A 14,553-nucleotide genomic window follows, 5' to 3' on the forward strand; every position below is an offset into this window, starting at 1 on the left:
CCGCCGCAGGCGGCTGGACGGCCATCGCCGCCAGTTTCGAAAAGGAGTTTGAGCTGCCTCAACGCATGCGCCCGGCAACAATTTCTTATCAGGACAGCAAGCCGTCCACGGCCGCCAGCACGTCCTCACCGCGCGGCGGCCGGCCTTCGTCGCCGAGATTGACGATGCTGGGCGACCAATTGCCCTCGGTCTTCCAGCGCGGAGAGTCGCAATACAACTCCACCGTCGGCTTGCAATAGGCGGCGGCGATATGGGTCAGGCCGGTATCCAGGCCCACCACCAGGCGCGCCTGCTGCACCAGGGCAACCGCCTCCATCAGCGGCAACGCCGGCAGCACCAAGGCGCCGGGGATGCCGGCTGCCAGCGCCTGCGCGGCTTGCTGCTCCTTCTGGCTGCCCCACGGCAGCAGCACCGGCAACCCGCGCCCGGACAAGGCGCGCCCCAGCGCGATCCAGTCCGCCTGCGGCCATTGCTTGGCGTCGCGCGCGGTGCCGTGGAAGAACACCGCGTAAGGCTGCTCCGGCATCCAGGGCAGGCGTTGCGGCTCGGGCGAGCGCAAGGCGAAGTCGGCCGCGCCGTCAGGCCGGTAACCCATGGCATCGGCCGCCACCAGGCGCGCGCGCATCACCGCGTGGGTGTGCAGGTCGACCTTGATGCTCTGGTCATGGAAGATGCGGGAAATCGGTTCATAGCCCGAGCCCTCCGTCGCATTGGCCAGGCCGACGCGACGACCGCCCGGGGCCAGGCGCGCCATGCGCATGACCACGCTGGTCTTGGTCAGGCCCTGGGTGTCGAACACCAGGTCGTAGGGCTCGGCGCGCAACTGGCGCCAGAAGGCCGCCATCTCGGCGCGGGTGGCGGCCGAGAACAGGCTCTTGCGCCAGCGCCGCAGCGCGATGGGGATGATGTTGCGGATGTGGGGGTTGAGCCGGACCAGGCTCGTGTATGCCTCCTCCACCACCCAGTCGATCTGGGCGTCGGGGAAGTGGCGGCGGATGTCGGCCACCATCGGCATGTTATGGACGACGTCTCCCAGCGAGGAGACGCGGACGATCAGGATCTTCAAAACTGGCCCACTGGTTCTTTATTCTGTGGGCCAGCATCTTACCCCATTAGAACGGCAATGCCACATCCGGACGCGCGGCGAGAATCACCTTGCGGAACTCGCCCTGGATGCGTTCCAGCGCCTCGGGGGTCTCGGCCTCGAAGCGCAGCACCACCACCGGCGTGGTGTTGGACGAGCGCGCCAGGCCGAAGCCGTCAGCATACTCCACGCGCAAGCCGTCGATGGTGATGATGTCTTGCGCGCCGTCAAACTTCGCGTCGCTTTGCAGCTTGCCGATCAGCGCGAAGTTTTCGCCCTCTTGCAGCTTCAGCTGCAGCTCGGGCGTGCTGACCGACTGCGGCAGCGCGTTCAGCACCGCCGACGGATCGCTCTCGCGCGCCAGCAGTTCCAGCATGCGCACGCCGGCGTAGAGGCCGTCGTCGAAGCCGAACCAGCGATCCTTGAAGAAGATGTGACCGCTCATCTCGCCGCCCAGCGGCGCGCCGGTTTCACGCAGCTTGGCCTTGACCAGCGAATGCCCGGTCTTCCACATCAGCGGCTTGCCGCCGCGCGCGGCAATCCACGGCGCCAGGTGGCGCGTGCATTTGACGTCGTATAGGATTTCCTTGCCCGGGTTGCGCGTGAGCACGTCGGCCGCAAACAGCATCAGCTGGCGATCCGGATAGATGATCTGGCCATCCTTGGTCACCAGGCCCAGGCGGTCGCCGTCGCCGTCAAAGGCCAGGCCCAGCTCGTTGTCGGTTTCCTGCAGGCAGCGGATCAGGTCCTGCAGGTTTTCCGGGTGGGCCGGGTCGGGGTGGTGGTTGGGGAAATTGCCGTCGACCTCGCAGAACAGCTCGGTGACTTCACAACCCAGCGCGCGGTAGATCTCGCCGGCGAACGCGCCGGCCACGCCGTTGCCGCAGTCCACCGCAATCTTCAGCGGACGCGCCAGCTTGACGTCGCCGATCATGCGCTTGATGTAAGCATCCTTGATGTCGTGCGTGGAATAAGCGCCCGCGCCCTTGGGGAAATCACCCTTGACGATGGCGTGGTAGAGCGCCTGGATGGTCTCACCGTGGATCGCCTCGCCGGCCAGCACCATCTTGAAGCCGTTGTAATCAGGCGGATTGTGGCTGCCGGTGACCATGATGCCGGACTGGGTGTCCAGCACATTGGTGCCAAAGTAGACCATTGGCGTAGCCACCATGCCCAGGTCGATCACGTCGATGCCGACCGACTGCAGGCCCTTGGCCAGTTCGGCCGCCAGCTCGGGACCGGAGAGACGTCCGTCGCGGCCGATGACGACCTTTTTTTGTCCTTTTGCCAATGCCGCGGCGCCGAAGGCCTGGCCGATCTGGTAGGCGACCTTGCCGTCCAGGGTTTTGTCGATGATGCCGCGGATGTCGTAGGCTTTGAAGATGGTCTGTGAAAGGAGGCTCATGGCGGCTTCAGAAGTTTAAATGGAATTGGTTTTCAGCATCGGCTGCGCCGGCGCGTCCTCGACGGCGTCGCCATGGAGCAGGCGCGCGTTGTTGACCCAGTCGACAACTTCGCCGCTGGGGACGTAGCCCGACACCAGCTTGGTCAGCAGCAGGCGAATGGCATCCACGTCATTTTTCTCGACAATCCATTGCAACTGCTCGATATGCGTCTTGAGTTCCGCCCAGGGCAGGAAATCCTCGTGCGCCTTCATGATTCGCGGATGCGCCGTCTGCTTTGCTGTTTCTCCGATCAGCAGTTCCTCATATAGTTTCTCTCCCGGACGCAAACCCATGATCCGGATCTCGATGTCGCCATCCGGCGTAGCCTGATCGCGCACGCTGAGACCCGACAGCTGCACCATGCGGTTGGCCAGATCGATGATCTTGACCGGGCTGCCCATGTCGAGCAGGAACACGTCCCCACCCTCGGTCATCGCGCCGGCCTGGATCACCAGCTGCGCGGCTTCCGGGATGGTCATGAAGTAACGCGTGACCTCCGGATCTGTCAGCGTGATGGGCCCGCCGCTCTTGATCTGCTCGCGAAACAGCGGCACTACCGAGCCGGAGGAATCGAGCACGTTGCCAAAACGCACCATGGAAAACCGCGTGCGCTCCTGCATGTCGGTGCAACCACGTGCGAACACCGGCGAGGGCGCGGCGGCCAGTGCCTGCAGCACCATCTCCGCCACACGCTTGGTCGCCCCCATGATGTTGGTCGGCCGTACCGCTTTGTCGGTGCTGACCAGGACGAAATCCCGGACTTCATATTCCAGCGCCGCCCGCGCCACGTTGAACGTACCGAATACATTGTTGCGGATACCTTCAGCCGGGTTGTGCTCCACCAGAGGAACATGCTTGTAGGCGGCGGCGTGGTAGATCGTCTGCGGCCGCCAGGTGCGGCAGATCTGGGCAATGCGGTCGTAGTCCTTGATGCTGCCGAGCAACGGAATCAGCTCGACGTTCTGGCTGCGCGACGCCATGGCGTCACTCAGATCGCGGTGAATGTCATACAGGCTGAACTCATTGTGATCCAGCAACAGCAAACAAGCCGGACCGGCGCTCAGGATCTGGCGGCACAGCTCGCTGCCGATGCTGCCCCCGGCGCCGGTGACCAGCACCACCTTGTCGGCGATGTTGCGACTGATCAGATACGGATTGGGCGGCACGGGATCGCGCCCCAGCAGGTCAAGGATATCCAGTTCATGGATGTCGGCCAGCATGACCTTCCCGCGCGCCAGATCGGTCAGGTCCGGCAAGGAGCTGACGTGAACATGGAACGGACGCAAGTTCTCCAGGATTTCGTTGCGGCGCGTACGCGAGGTCGACGGCATGGCAAGCAGCACATCGGTCACGTCAAACAGACCAATCACCGACTCCGCTTCCGAGGCCGGATACACTTTGAGCTGATTGATGAGCTTGCCGGCCATTTCCGGGTTGTCATCCAGAAAACCGATCACGGTGAACTGGCGTCGCTGCTGCAGCACGTCGGCGATCTGCGCCCCTGCTGCCCCCGCGCCATAGATCAACATGCGCGAATCACGCTGGTATTTGCGCTCACCGTCGGCGCGACTCAACCACAAGCGGGCAAAGGCACGGCTCCCACCCACCAGCGAAAACAGCAAGAGCGGCTGCAAAGCGCCGACTGAGCGCGGCACGCCCGGCAAGCCCATCCAGACCAGAAAACCGAAGAAGATGGCGCCATAGAGCGTCACCGCCTTGGCAATGGAAACCATGGCGGCAATCCCTGTGTAGCGGAAGACCGCGCGATACAGCCCGAAGCGCAGAAAGATCGGCAACATCAGCAGCGGCGCGATCTGATAGACGTGCCACTGGTAGCCCTCGGGGAAATGCAGGATGTCCAGACGCAGGGAGAACGCAATCCAGGTCGACAACAGGCAAATCCCCACGTCGACGGCAATGGCGATGCCCTGCTTGGTCTTGCGCGGCAGGTGAATGATGGTACGTCGCATGTTTATCTACTAGTGGGATACGCCTTTGCGCGACAGGACTTTGGCCGCCGTCTGCCAGATGATGTACAGGTCGAAGCCGAACGAGCGGCGCTGTAGGTATTCTTCGTCAAAACGCACTTTGACATCCAGCGGCAAGTCATCGCGGCCGTTGATCTGCGCCCACCCGGTCAGACCGGGAATGAGCCGGGAAACTCCCCGCTCGGCCCGCATCGACATCAGATCATACTGGTTGAACAAGGCTGGCCGCGGGCCGACGAAGCTCATGTCGCCCTTGAGAATGCACCACAGCTGCGGCAACTCGTCGAGGCTGGTCTTGCGGAGAAAGCGCCCGATCGGCGTGAGATACGCATCGGGATCGGAAAGCAGGTGCGTGGCAACGGCCGGTGCATTGACTCGCATCGTGCGGAACTTGGGCATGTCGAACAGCACATCATCCTTGCCCACTCGCTTGGACCAATATATGGCCGGCCCCGACGATGTCATCCTGACGCACAGCCCGATAATCAAACAGGGAATGGAAAATACAACCAAGGCGCCCAAAGCGCAGGTTATATCAAAGGCTCGCTTCATGCACATAAGACCGAATTTTATAATGTAGGCGAAATTTTAAACGAGCCAGCCTCCCAGATATAGCGTCTTTGCGCCAGATGCAATAATTCCAACAATAAATAACTGCGCCAGCAGCCCCGCCCTGCGAGAACGACTTATGGTACGATAGCGGATTCGTTCATTGGTTGAACATAGTATTGCGCCGTGCCCATTCCAATAAAACCAACCGCCGCAGAATCGCCGATGTCGCCCCAGATTTCCACGTCCGAAGTGCAACTGCATGTCTTACGGCTACTGGCCCAGAACCCGCAGATCAAACAGCGCGAAGTGGCGACCGAACTCGGCATGAGCCTGGGCAAGGTCAATTACTGCATCAAGGCCTTATTCAACAAAGGCTTCATCAAGGTCGACAACTTCAAATCGAGCAAGAACAAGCTAAGCTACATCTATCTCCTGACACCGGCGGGGATTGCGGCCAAGGCGGAGCTCACGGGTCAGTTCCTGAAAGTAAAGATGCTCGAATACGAAGCGTTGCAGCACGAGATCGAGACATTGCGAGCAGAGTGGATCAGCCACCAGGAACCCGTCTGACGCGGCGCCGCCTTCCGGCTCTTCTCGGGGAGGGCTCCTAATGCGACCAAGCCGGCGCGTCCGGCTTGCTCTTCTGTCCACACAGCAAGGCTTTTACCAGTATGAATGATTCCCATCACGCGGCCGCCAGGATTTACGTCGCAGGACACCGCGGCATGGTCGGCTCGGCCATCGTCCGCAAACTCAAGGCCATGGGCCATGAGCACATCATCGTACGCACGCACGCCGAACTGGACCTGACCAGCCAGGCAGCGGTACGCGAGTTCTTCGACGCCGAACGCCCCGACCAGGTATACCTGGCCGCCGCCAAGGTCGGCGGCATCATGGCCAACAACTCGTATCCGGCCGATTTCATCTACGACAACCTGATGATCCAGGCCAATGTCGTCGACGCGGCCTTCCGCGCAGGGGTCAAGAAGCTGCTGATCCTCGGTTCCAGCTGCATCTATCCGAGGCTGGCGCCCCAACCGATGACCGAGACCGCCCTGCTGACCGGCACACTGGAACCGACCAACGAGCCCTATGCAGTCGCCAAGATCGCCGGCATCAAATTGTGTGAGAGCTACAACCGCCAATACGGGCAAAGCCACGGCATCGACTATCGCAGCGTGATGCCCACCAATCTCTATGGCCCGGGCGACAACTATCACCCGCAGAACTCCCACGTGATCCCGGCGCTGATCCGCCGCTTCCACGAAGCCGCGCGAAGCCGCGCGCCGGAAGTCCTGATCTGGGGCACGGGAACGCCGCTGCGCGAATTCCTGTTTGTTGATGACATGGCTGCGGCCAGCGTGCATGTCATGGAACTGTCTCCCGAGGTTTATCAGCGCCATACCCAGCCCATGCTGAGCCACATCAATGTCGGCTTCGGCAGCGACGTGACCATCAAGGCGCTGGCCGAGCTGATCGCGCACACTGTCGGTTATGAAGGCCGGATCGCCTTCGACCACGACAAGCCCGATGGCGCTCCGCGCAAGCTGATGGACAGCTCCCGCCTGGAATCGCTTGGCTGGAAAGCGGAAATCGATTTGCAGCAAGGCCTACGCATCGCTTATCAAGACTTTTTAAACACGTATTCGTCATGACCACAACTTCTCAATCTTCCCGCAAAGTTGCTCTCATCACTGGCGTCACGGGCCAGGATGGCTCCTATCTGGCCGAATTCCTGCTGGAGAAAGGCTATGTCGTGCACGGCATCAAGCGCCGCGCCAGTTCGTTCAATACGCAACGCGTGGATCACATCTATCAGGATCCGCACATTGAAAACTCGAACTTCAAGTTGCACTACGGCGACCTGAGCGACACCAGCAACCTGATTCGCATCATCCAGGAAACCCAGCCCGACGAGATCTACAACCTCGGTGCGCAAAGTCATGTGGCGGTCAGTTTTGAAAGCCCGGAATACACGGCCGACGTCGATGCCATGGGCACGCTGCGCATCCTGGAAGCGATCCGTATCCTGGGCATGGAAAAGAAGACCCGCTTTTACCAGGCCAGCACCAGCGAACTGTACGGCCTGGTGCAGGAAACCCCGCAAAAGGAAACGACGCCTTTCTACCCGCGCAGCCCCTACGCGGTGGCCAAGATGTATGCGTACTGGATCACGGTCAATTACCGCGAAGCCTATGGCATATACGCCTGCAACGGCATCCTGTTCAACCACGAAAGCCCGCGCCGCGGCGAGACCTTCGTCACCCGCAAGATCACGCGTGGACTGGCCAACATCAGCCAGGGTCTCGAAGACTGCCTCTATATGGGCAATATTGACGCCCTGCGCGACTGGGGCCACGCACGCGACTATGTGCGCATGCAATGGCTGATGCTGCAGCAGGATGTGCCCGAAGATTTCGTCATCGCCACCGGCGTGCAGATCAGCGTGCGCCAGTTCATCGAGAAGACTTCCGCCGCGCTGGGCATGCAGCTGACGTGGAAGGGCGAAGGCGTGGACGAGGTCGGCTATTGGAACGAGCGCCCCATCGTCCGGATCGATCCTCGCTATTTCCGTCCGACCGAAGTCGAGACCTTGCTGGGCGACCCGTCCAAGGCCAAGCAAAAGCTGGGCTGGGTGCCGGAGATCACGGTCGACCAGATGGTCGAGGAAATGGTGGCGCACGATCTGTCGCAAGCTAAGCAGGTCGCGCTGCTCAAGCAACATGGCTTTGAAATCCCCGTGAGCGCCGAATAAGATGAAAGCTGTGATCCTGGCCGGCGGACTCGGCACCCGCATTTCGGAAGAGACGGACATCAAGCCCAAGCCGATGGTCGAAGTCGGCGGCATGCCGATCCTCTGGCACATCATGAAGATCTATTCCCAGTACGGGGTCAATGACTTCATCATCTGCTGCGGCTACCGGGGCTATGTCATCAAGGAGTACTTCGCCAACTATTTCCTGCACATGTCCGACGTCACGTTCGACATGAGCCAGAACCGGATGGAAGTGCTCCACCGCTACGCCGAGCCATGGAAGGTGACGCTGCTCGATACCGGCATGGACACGATGACCGGCGGCCGCCTCAAGCGCGCCGCCCCCTATCTCAAGGATGAAGAGGCGTTCTTCTTTACCTATGGCGACGGCGTGGGCGACGTGGATATCGGCAAACTGCTGGCGTTCCACAAATCGCAGAACACGCTGGCGACACTGACGGCGACCTTCCCGCCGGGCCGCTTCGGCGCGCTGGACCTGGCCGGCAACAAGGTCGGCAGCTTCAAGGAAAAACCCAAGGGTGACGGCAACATGGTCAACGGCGGCTTCTTCGTGCTGTCCCCCAAGGTCATCGATCTGATCGCCGGAGACAGCACCGTATGGGAAGCCGAACCGCTGGAGTCGCTGGCGACCCAAGGTCAACTGTCGGCCTACCGCCATGAGGGCTTCTGGCAGCCGATGGATACGCTGCGCGACAAGAACCACCTGGAAAGCCTGTGGCGCAGCGGCAAGGCGCCGTGGAAGGTCTGGCAATGAACAGCGCCTTCTGGGAGGGCCGCCGCGTCTTCCTGACCGGCCATACCGGCTTCAAGGGAAGCTGGCTGTCTCTCATGCTCCAGCAGGCCGGCGCGCATGTCACCGGTTTCGCACTGCCGCCGCCGACCCAGCCCAACCTGTTCGAACAGGCCGACCTGGCCGCCGGCATGACATCGATCACGGGCGACGTTCGCGACTTCGCGGCGCTGCAGGCAGCGATGCGCGATTGCCGTCCCGAGATCGTGCTTCACCTGGCGGCCCAGCCGCTGGTGGGCTACTCTTACCAGCATCCGGTGGAAACCTACGCCACCAATGTCATGGGCACGGTGCACCTGATGGAAGCCGTGCGCCAGACCGGCGGTGCGCGCGCGGTGGTCAACGTGACCACCGACAAGTGCTACGAGAACCGTGAGTGGTCCTGGCCCTACCGCGAAAACGAGACGCTGGGCGGCCATGACCCTTACAGCAACAGCAAGGCCTGCTCGGAACTGGTCAGCGCCTGCTTCCGCGACTCCTTCTTCCCGCGCGCCGAATTTGACAGCCATGGCGTGGCGGTAGCCACAGCGCGCGCCGGCAACGTCATCGGCGGCGGCGACTGGGCCGCGAACCGGCTCATTCCCGACATCCTGGCCGCCTTCGGTCGCGGGGAAGCCGCCGACATCCGCTCGCCCGCTTCGGTGCGCCCCTGGCAGCACGTGCTCGAGCCGCTGTCCGGCTATCTCGCGCTGGCCGAGTCGCTGCACGAACACGGCCCGCATTACGCTGAAGCGTGGAATTTCGGCCCGCGCACCGACGACGCACGCCCGGTCGCCTGGATCGCGGACAAGATGGCCTCGCTATGGGGCGACGGCGCCAGCTGGCGGCAGGCGGCAAGCCTGCAGCATCATGAAGCCGGGCAACTCAGGCTGGATAGCTCCAAGGCGGCCGAGCGCCTGGGATGGCAGCCCCGGCTGCGCCTCGAAGAGGCGCTGCGCATGACCGTGGAATGGTCAAAACAATATTTGAACGGCGCGGACCTCCGCGCCCTTACCCAGGATCAGATCCGCCATTACGGATCGCTCACTCAAGCAGACTAAGCTATGCAACAGGCCAAAACCCAATTGATCCGCCAACAGATCGCCGCACTGGTCGACGAATATGCCGCGCATGCGCTGGCGCCGAAAGCCTTTGAGCCCGGGGTGACCCACATCCCGCCCTCCGGCAAACTGCTCGACTCCGCCGAACTGAAGATGATGGTGGAAGCTTCGCTCGACGGCTGGCTGACCACCGGCCGCTTCAACGATCAGTTCGAGGCTGCTCTGGCGAAATTCCTCGGCGTGAACTACCTCATCACCGTCAATTCCGGCTCCTCCGCCAACCTGGTGGCATTTTCCGCGCTCACCTCCCCCAAGCTGGGCGAGCGCGCCATCAAGCAGGGCGATGAAGTCATCGGCGTGGCGGCCGGCTTCCCGACCACCGTCAACCCCATCCTGCAATTCGGCGCGATCCCGGTATTCGTCGACGTGGAGCTGGGCACCTACAACATCGATGCCGGCAAGATCGAAGCAGCGATCACGCCCAAGACCAAGGCGATCATGCTGGCCCACACGCTGGGCAACCCCTACAACCTGTCGGTCATCACGGCGCTGTGCAAGAAATACGGCCTGTGGCTGATCGAAGACTGCTGCGACGCGCTGGGTTCGACCTATGACGGCAAACTGGTGGGCACCTTCGGCGACATCGGCACCCTGAGCTTCTACCCGGCCCACCACATCACCATGGGCGAGGGCGGCGCGGTCTTCACCAACAACCCCGAACTCAAGCAGATCGCTGAAAGCTTCCGCGACTGGGGCCGTGACTGCTACTGCCCTCCGGGCAAGGACAATACCTGCGGCAAACGTTTCTGCTGGAAACTGGGACGCCTGCCCGAAGGCTACGACCACAAATACACGTACAGCCATCTCGGCTACAACCTGAAGATCACCGACATGCAGGCGGCATGCGGCCTGGCGCAGCTGGCCAAGGCCCCGTCCTTCATCGAGCGCCGCAAAGCGAACTTCGCGCGCCTGAAGGCCCGCCTGAAAAGCTGTGAAGAATTCCTGATCCTGCCGGAAGCCACGCCCAACAGCGATCCGTCCTGGTTCGGTTTTCCCATCACCCTGCGCGAGAACGCACCGGTGAGCCGCGTCGACCTGCTGACCTACCTCGACCAGGAAAAGGTCGGCACGCGCTTGCTGTTCGCCGGCAATCTGACGCGCCAGCCCTACATGGAAGGTCGCCAGTACCGCATCAGCGGCGAACTGGTCAACACCGACATCGTCATGAACAGCACCTTCTGGATCGGCGTCCAACCGTCGCTGACGGACGCGATGCTCGACTACACGGCCGAGAAGATCGAGCAATTCCTGGGCGTCAACTTCTAAGCGCGCCATGAGCCGTCCGACCTCCTTCGCCCCGGCCGACCTGCGGCGCACCGTGCTGGATATGGCTTACGCCGGCTCCACGGTGCACATCGCCTGCGCGTTCTCGATCGTGGAGCTGCTGGCGGTGCTGTACCGCTCGCACCTGCGCTATCCGGATGACGTTCCGACCCACCCCGGACGCGACTACCTCGTGCTCAGCAAAGGACACGGCGTCATGGCCCAGTATGCATGCATGCTGGAGAAGGGCTGGCTCAAGCGCGCCGACGTCGAGCGCTATTTCGCCGACGGCACCAAGCTCAAGGGTCTGTCCGACTCCCGCGTGCCCGGTCTGGAAGTGACGTCGGGTTCGCTCGGCCACGGTTTTTCGGTCGGCGTCGGCCTGGCGCTTGCCGCCAAGATGGACGGCACCGGCCAGCGTACTTATGTGCTGGTGGGAGACGGCGAACTCAACGAAGGACCGATCTGGGAAGGCGCGCTGTTCGCCGCGCATCACGAACTGCGCGACCTGATCGTGATCGTCGACGCCAACGGCTTCCAGGCCATGGGCAAGACTGAGGATGTGTTGCGCCTGGATTCCATCGAAGACAAATTCTCCAGCTTCGGCTTCGAGACTATCTCGGTCGACGGACACGACCAGCAACAGATCGATACCGCGTTCGAGCAATTGAAACGAAGCCAATCTCCCGCCCCCAAGGCCGTAGTGGCGCGCACGGTCAAGGGGCGCGGCGTGCCCTTCATGGAACATGACAACCGGTGGCATTACACCCGCCTGGACGCCGGCACCTACGCCGACGCGATCCGCCATCTTTCGGACGAGCCGACATGAGAAACGCCTTCAGCGATACCCTGGTCGAACTCGCCAGGAAGGATCCGCGCGTGCTTCTGCTGACCGGCGATCACGGCTACGCACTGTTTGACGCCTTCCGCCGGGAGTGCCCGAAGCAGTACATCAACGCCGGCATTGCCGAACAGAACATGGTGGGCATGGCAGCCGGGCTGGCCAAGGCCGGTTTCAAGCCGTTCGTCTACGGGCTGAGCGCCTTTGTGCCGGTGCGCGTGATCGAGCAGATCAAGATCGACATCGCGCACGACAATCTCGGGGTGGTCCTGCTCGGCGACGGCGCCGGCTTTGTCTACAGCCATCTTGGCACCAGCCATCAATCCACCGAAGACATCGCCTGCAGCCGCGCGATCGCGAATCTGGCCGTGTACTCTCCGGCCGACCGCTTTGAAATGGCCGCCTGCATGCGCCTGGCGTATGCCGCCCGCAGCCCCGTCTACCTGCGTATGGGCAAGAGCGACCGCGGCGACGTGCACGCAGCCCCGGTCGACGGGCTGCAGCCCGGTCAGCTGCTGTGCGTAAAGCCTGGCCGGCCTGGCGCCGCGGCGCTGCTGGCGACAGGCTCCATGGTGATCGCCGCACAACGCCTGGCCGAACAACATTTCCCCGACGCGTCTGTCTGGAGCGTTCCGTTTATCAAACCGGCTGCGGTCGATGAGATCGCCGCGCTGTGCCGCGACAGCGCCTGCATCGTCACGCTGGAAGAGCACTCCGTCATCGGCGGACTGGGCTCCATGGTGGCCGAGATCGCCTGCGATGCGGCGCCGGTCCGGGTGTTGCGCATCGGTGTACAGGACCGCTTCACCGAAGATTGCGGCACTTACGCCCACCTGCTCAAAGAGCACGGCCTGGACGATGAATCGGTGCGCCTGCGCATCGCTGCGTTCCTCGGAGCCCACTGAGCATGCGCATCGCCCTGCTCGGCGCCTCCAGCCAGATCGCGCGCGACCTGGCGCCGCTGTTCGCGCGCGAAGCCGATGTCGAACTGACGCGCTTCGTACGCGACCTTGAGGCCGACGCCGCCTGGCGCCGAATTGCAGGCGCTGACAACGTCCCCGCCGCGCTCCCGCTGGCCGACTTCGATACGGCAGGAAGTTTCGACGCAGTCATCAACTTCATCGGCGCTGGCGACCCCGCCCGCGCCGCCGCGCTGGGCAAAAGCATCCTCGACATTACGCGGCAATACGACGAATTGGTCATGTCTTACCTGCAGCGTCATCCTGCGTGCCGTTATCTGTTCCTCAGCAGCGGCGCCGCCTACGGGGCCGACTTCGAACAGCCCGCCGACGTCTCCACCCCGGCCTCGTTCCCGATCAACGATCTGGGTGCGCAGCACTGGTACGGACTGGCGAAATTCCACGCCGAATGCCGCCACCGGGCCTCGCCCGAGCTGGCCATTGCCGACATTCGCGTGTTCAGCTACATCAGCCGCAACCTGGACATCGACAGCCGCTTCCTGGTCACCGATATCGCCCGCGCGCTGGCGTCGGATCAAACGCTAAGCACCTCACGCCAGGACATCATGCGCGACTACATCTGCCCGGAGGACCTCTTCGCGCTGATGCGCAGCGTGCTTGCGGCGGCGCCGGCCAACGTCGCGCTTGACTGCTACAGCCGCGCCCCGGTTGGAAAAATGCAGCTGCTTGAGCATCTTGCAGCGCAACTTGGCCTGCGCCATGCGCTCATCGACGCGCCCGCCGGCGTCAATGCGACCGGCCTCAAACCCAATTATTTTTCAAATCACCGAAAGGCCGCCCAGTTCGGTTACTCGCCGCGCTTCGATTCTCTCACGGCAGTGACGGACGCGATCGGGCACATCCTTTCCCAAAGCAGAAAAAACGATGTCTAACCCCCATTCCGACAAGACCTGGACCACCGTCATCAATGCCGGCGCCAACCGCTCCGCATCCAGGATGCGCGAGCTGTGGAAGGCGCGCGACCTGATCTACCTGTTCGTGCGGCGCGACTTCGTCACGTTCTACAAGCAGACCATCCTCGGCCCGCTGTGGTTCTTCATCCAGCCGCTGATGACGACGCTGGTCTTTACGGTGATCTTCGGGCGCATCGCCAACATTCCCACCGATGGCATCCCGCCCTTCCTGTTCTACATGTCGGGCATCATCCTCTGGACCTATTTGTCTTCCAGCATCGAAAAGACGTCGACCATCTTCGTCGAACAACAGGCGGTCTTTTCCAAGGTCTATTTCCCGCGCCTGTCGGTGCCGATTTCCATCGTGATCAGCAAGGTCTTCTCGTTCTGCATTCAGTTCGCGACCTTCCTCGGGTTCCTTGCCTACTACTGGCTCACCGGCGCCAACATCCACACGCATTGGTGGGCCATCCTGATCATGCCGCTGCTGCTGATCTACGTGGCCGTGCTGGCCATCTCCATCGGGCTCATCGTGTCCGCGCTGACCACCAAATACCGCGACCTGGCCTTCATGGTCACCTTTGGCGTGCAACTCTGGATGTATGCCACGCCCATCGTCTACCCGATGTCGCAAGCCCCCGAGCGGCTGAAATGGATACTGTCGGCCAATCCGATGTCGTCCCCCATCGAACTTTTCCGCTATGCCTTCCTTGGCACCGGCAGCATCTTCGTGCCGGCGGTCATCGCAGGCCTGGCCACCACCACCGCCCTGCTGCTGATCGGCGCCAAGCTGTTCAGCAATGCGGAAAAGACTTTTGTCGACACGATCTAAAGAATTGAA

14 protein-coding genes are annotated in these 14,553 nt (G+C 62.3%); 10 read left to right on the forward strand and 4 right to left on the reverse strand.

Annotated features, from left to right (window positions below):
* Positions 1–88: 88 nt before the first annotated feature.
* From waaC to J8I26_RS09645, 4 genes are read right to left on the reverse strand one after another with little or no spacing between them, the layout of a single operon-like run.
* On the reverse strand, positions 89–1,066 hold the full coding sequence (gene waaC, locus J8I26_RS09630) for a lipopolysaccharide heptosyltransferase I (protein WP_209606550.1): 978 nt from the start codon (positions 1,064–1,066) through the stop codon (positions 89–91).
* 46 nt (positions 1,067–1,112) lie between these two features.
* The gene (locus tag J8I26_RS09635; RefSeq protein WP_209606552.1) at positions 1,113–2,489 is read right to left on the reverse strand and encodes a phosphomannomutase/phosphoglucomutase; all 1,377 of its coding nucleotides are present in this window, start codon (positions 2,487–2,489) and stop codon (positions 1,113–1,115) included.
* Positions 2,490–2,504: 15 nt separating this feature from the next.
* Complete coding sequence (locus J8I26_RS09640) at positions 2,505–4,499, reverse strand: nucleoside-diphosphate sugar epimerase/dehydratase (protein ID WP_209606554.1); 1,995 nt, start codon at positions 4,497–4,499, stop codon at positions 2,505–2,507.
* Positions 4,500–4,508: 9 nt separating this feature from the next.
* Positions 4,509–5,075: a sugar transferase gene (locus J8I26_RS09645; RefSeq protein WP_348635307.1), complete on the reverse strand. Its 567-nt coding sequence runs from the start codon at positions 5,073–5,075 to the stop codon at positions 4,509–4,511.
* A gap of 216 nt (positions 5,076–5,291) precedes the next feature.
* Here J8I26_RS09645 and J8I26_RS09650 point away from each other — a divergent pair, with 216 nt between their 5' ends.
* The 10 genes from J8I26_RS09650 to J8I26_RS09695 all read left to right on the forward strand — a co-directional run bounded on the left by J8I26_RS09650 (position 5,292) and on the right by J8I26_RS09695 (position 14,544).
* The gene (locus tag J8I26_RS09650) at positions 5,292–5,639 is read left to right on the forward strand and encodes a MarR family EPS-associated transcriptional regulator (protein WP_209606559.1); all 348 of its coding nucleotides are present in this window, start codon (positions 5,292–5,294) and stop codon (positions 5,637–5,639) included.
* 101 nt (positions 5,640–5,740) lie between these two features.
* Positions 5,741–6,724 carry a GDP-L-fucose synthase gene (locus J8I26_RS09655; protein ID WP_209606560.1) on the forward strand — a complete coding sequence of 328 codons (984 nt, stop codon included), beginning with the start codon at positions 5,741–5,743 and terminating at the stop codon, positions 6,722–6,724.
* On the forward strand, positions 6,721–7,824 hold the full coding sequence (gene gmd / locus J8I26_RS09660) for a GDP-mannose 4,6-dehydratase (RefSeq protein ID WP_209606562.1): 1,104 nt from the start codon (positions 6,721–6,723) through the stop codon (positions 7,822–7,824). Before J8I26_RS09655 ends, gmd begins: the two co-directional genes overlap by 4 nt.
* 1 nt (position 7,825) lies before the next feature.
* On the forward strand, positions 7,826–8,599 hold the full coding sequence (rfbF, locus tag J8I26_RS09665; protein WP_209606564.1) for a glucose-1-phosphate cytidylyltransferase: 774 nt from the start codon (positions 7,826–7,828) through the stop codon (positions 8,597–8,599).
* Entirely contained in the window at positions 8,596–9,675 is a 1,080-nt protein-coding gene (gene rfbG / locus J8I26_RS09670) for a CDP-glucose 4,6-dehydratase (protein ID WP_209606566.1), read from the forward strand. The genes rfbF and rfbG overlap by 4 nt, the downstream gene beginning before the upstream one ends.
* 3 nt (positions 9,676–9,678) lie before the next feature.
* Positions 9,679–11,001, forward strand: coding sequence for a lipopolysaccharide biosynthesis protein RfbH (gene rfbH, locus J8I26_RS09675; protein ID WP_209606568.1), 1,323 nt, complete (start codon positions 9,679–9,681; stop codon positions 10,999–11,001).
* Positions 11,002–11,008: 7 nt separating this feature from the next.
* Positions 11,009–11,827 carry a transketolase gene (locus tag J8I26_RS09680; protein WP_209606570.1) on the forward strand — a complete coding sequence of 273 codons (819 nt, stop codon included), beginning with the start codon at positions 11,009–11,011 and terminating at the stop codon, positions 11,825–11,827.
* Between the two features lie 50 nt (positions 11,828–11,877).
* Positions 11,878–12,744 carry a transketolase C-terminal domain-containing protein gene (locus J8I26_RS09685; RefSeq protein WP_348635308.1) on the forward strand — a complete coding sequence of 289 codons (867 nt, stop codon included), beginning with the start codon at positions 11,878–11,880 and terminating at the stop codon, positions 12,742–12,744.
* Positions 12,745–12,746: 2 nt separating this feature from the next.
* On the forward strand, positions 12,747–13,691 hold the full coding sequence (locus J8I26_RS09690) for an NAD(P)-dependent oxidoreductase (protein ID WP_209606573.1): 945 nt from the start codon (positions 12,747–12,749) through the stop codon (positions 13,689–13,691).
* A complete protein-coding gene (locus tag J8I26_RS09695) occupies positions 13,684–14,544 on the forward strand; it encodes an ABC transporter permease (RefSeq protein ID WP_209606575.1) in 861 nt (286 codons plus the stop codon). The genes J8I26_RS09690 and J8I26_RS09695 overlap by 8 nt, the downstream gene beginning before the upstream one ends.
* Positions 14,545–14,553 lie beyond the last annotated feature (9 nt).

Source organism: Herbaspirillum sp. LeCh32-8 (assembly GCF_017814915.1).
Lineage (GTDB): Bacteria > Pseudomonadota > Gammaproteobacteria > Burkholderiales > Burkholderiaceae_D > Herbaspirillum.

Excerpts from the sequence above, each read along its gene's own strand:
- J8I26_RS09635 (WP_209606552.1), bottom strand. The coding sequence starts at position 2,489 with ATGAGCCTCCTTTCACAGACCATCTTCAAAGCCTACGACATCCGCGGC.
- J8I26_RS09640 (WP_209606554.1), bottom strand. The coding sequence starts at position 4,499 with ATGCGACGTACCATCATTCACCTGCCGCGCAAGACCAAGCAGGGCATC.
- J8I26_RS09645 (WP_348635307.1), bottom strand. The coding sequence starts at position 5,075 with ATGTGCATGAAGCGAGCCTTTGATATAACCTGCGCTTTGGGCGCCTTG.
- J8I26_RS09650 (WP_209606559.1), top strand. The coding sequence starts at position 5,292 with ATGTCGCCCCAGATTTCCACGTCCGAAGTGCAACTGCATGTCTTACGG.
- J8I26_RS09655 (WP_209606560.1), top strand. The coding sequence starts at position 5,741 with ATGAATGATTCCCATCACGCGGCCGCCAGGATTTACGTCGCAGGACAC.
- gmd (WP_209606562.1), top strand. The coding sequence starts at position 6,721 with ATGACCACAACTTCTCAATCTTCCCGCAAAGTTGCTCTCATCACTGGC.
- rfbF (WP_209606564.1), top strand. The coding sequence starts at position 7,826 with ATGAAAGCTGTGATCCTGGCCGGCGGACTCGGCACCCGCATTTCGGAA.
- rfbG (WP_209606566.1), top strand. The coding sequence starts at position 8,596 with ATGAACAGCGCCTTCTGGGAGGGCCGCCGCGTCTTCCTGACCGGCCAT.
- rfbH (WP_209606568.1), top strand. The coding sequence starts at position 9,679 with ATGCAACAGGCCAAAACCCAATTGATCCGCCAACAGATCGCCGCACTG.
- J8I26_RS09680 (WP_209606570.1), top strand. The coding sequence starts at position 11,009 with ATGAGCCGTCCGACCTCCTTCGCCCCGGCCGACCTGCGGCGCACCGTG.
- J8I26_RS09690 (WP_209606573.1), top strand. The coding sequence starts at position 12,747 with ATGCGCATCGCCCTGCTCGGCGCCTCCAGCCAGATCGCGCGCGACCTG.
- J8I26_RS09695 (WP_209606575.1), top strand. The coding sequence starts at position 13,684 with ATGTCTAACCCCCATTCCGACAAGACCTGGACCACCGTCATCAATGCC.